This is a genomic window from Mesorhizobium sp. M7A.F.Ca.CA.004.04.2.1 (assembly GCF_004022825.1).
Taxonomy (GTDB): Bacteria; Pseudomonadota; Alphaproteobacteria; order Rhizobiales; family Rhizobiaceae; genus Mesorhizobium.
The window spans coordinates 1-1,357 of the sequence record NZ_RZPH01001311.1; the positions used below are offsets into that span (position 1 = coordinate 1).

The following is a 1,357-nucleotide window of genomic DNA, read 5'->3' on the forward strand; positions in this document are numbered from 1 at the left end:
GCCGGCTACAATCTGGTCACCTGCGAAGTCAACACCGACCCGCCGAACCCTGCCTCGGATGTCTTTCACGCCGCCCTTGGCTTCACTGAGGCCGGCGACGCAGTGATCCATGGCGGTAAGAAAGCAGTGCGCTATTACGTCAGATCGCTGCAGGCATAGAGAGGGCGGGCGCGCCGCAAGACGGCCTGAACGCCCTGTTGCTCACCAGTTGCGGTTGAGCCATTCGCGCGCCGGGCGCTCGATGAGGTAGTAGCTGCAGGCCGCACAAGCGAAGACTGCGGCTAGCATCGGCATCGGCATGACGCCTTGCTCATAGACGAATTTGTAGAACGGCTGCTGCCACAGATAGAGCGAGTACGACCACAGACCCAGCGTCGCCATCGGCCAGGAGGACAGCAATCCGGAAATATACCGTGGGCTGAAATCGAGTGCGTTGACGGCCAGAGCCAGCAGCGGCACCGCGAAGAGATAGTGGATCGGCGTCGGCACCTGATCCAGGAACAGGACAACGGCACAGAACGTCGCCACCAGGGCCACATGCTTGCCTCTCAAAAACGCCGGCAGCATGCCGTCGGCCTTCAGCAGGCAGATCGAAGCCGACAGCAGGATCGACGCGATGTGCACGTCGGTGCGCCAATAGGTGGTTTCGTAGTCCATCCCGAAGACCCAGTACGAAACCGCGCCATTGGCCATGGCCAGCAAGGCCAGCGCCAGGAGCAGCACAACCACGCGAGAGCGACTTGAGACGATGACGCTGATCAGCGCCAGGATGATGTAGGCGTGCTCCTCGATGCAGAGCGACCAGATATGGTCGAGCGCCCCTGCCCGCGTCACGAGAATGCCGGCATAGTTGTAGGTGAATGTCAGCGCCGTCAGCGCCGCCTTCCATTTGAAGGCGATGAATGTGCCGGACAGCGCAATCATCGCGACGACTACGAAGACCAGAAGAGCCGGATAGATGCGGGAGAAGCGGCGTTTGAAGAATTTTTTCAGCGGGTAGCGTTCGATGAACAGGATCTCGCCCATCAGCCGGCCGCTGAGCACGAAAAAGAATTCGACGCCCAGCACGCCAAGATTGATTCCCGGAACCGGAAAGAAATGGCCGATCAGCACCAGTGCGATCGAAAGCCCGCGCCAGCCGTCGAGATAGGCCAGTCTTGTTCTGGTTGATCTGTCGGCGGCGGATCGGGACGGAACGACATGCGTCGCGGAAATGTCGGTCATGCCGATCCTCTCGCAAATAGGCATGCGAAAGGGCACGACATTTCGAACCCGGCTCGCATTCCCGCCCAAATCCATATTGCAGTGCAATATGGATTTGTGCAAGTGCGAGATTGCCGCCGGTGCAGTTCCAGGT

General features: G+C 59.8%; 1 protein-coding gene and 1 pseudogene. One reads left to right on the top strand and one right to left on the bottom strand.

Annotation, left to right across the window (positions count from 1 at the left end; translation table 11 throughout):
- Positions 1 to 159: pseudogene (locus EN893_RS39650) on the top strand (GNAT family N-acetyltransferase); the annotation flags it as partial.
- Between the two features lie 42 nt (positions 160 to 201).
- On the opposite strand, the gene EN893_RS34115 reads toward EN893_RS39650, so the two are convergent.
- The gene (locus tag EN893_RS34115; RefSeq protein WP_127268337.1) at positions 202 to 1,224 is read right to left on the bottom strand and encodes an acyltransferase; all 1,023 of its coding nucleotides are present in this window, start codon (positions 1,222 to 1,224) and stop codon (positions 202 to 204) included.
- Positions 1,225 to 1,357 lie beyond the last annotated feature (133 nt).

Bases quoted from the DNA above. Each gene is read 5' to 3' on its own strand.
- EN893_RS34115 (WP_127268337.1), bottom strand. From the start codon at position 1,224: ATGACCGACATTTCCGCGACGCATGTCGTTCCGTCCCGATCCGCCGCC.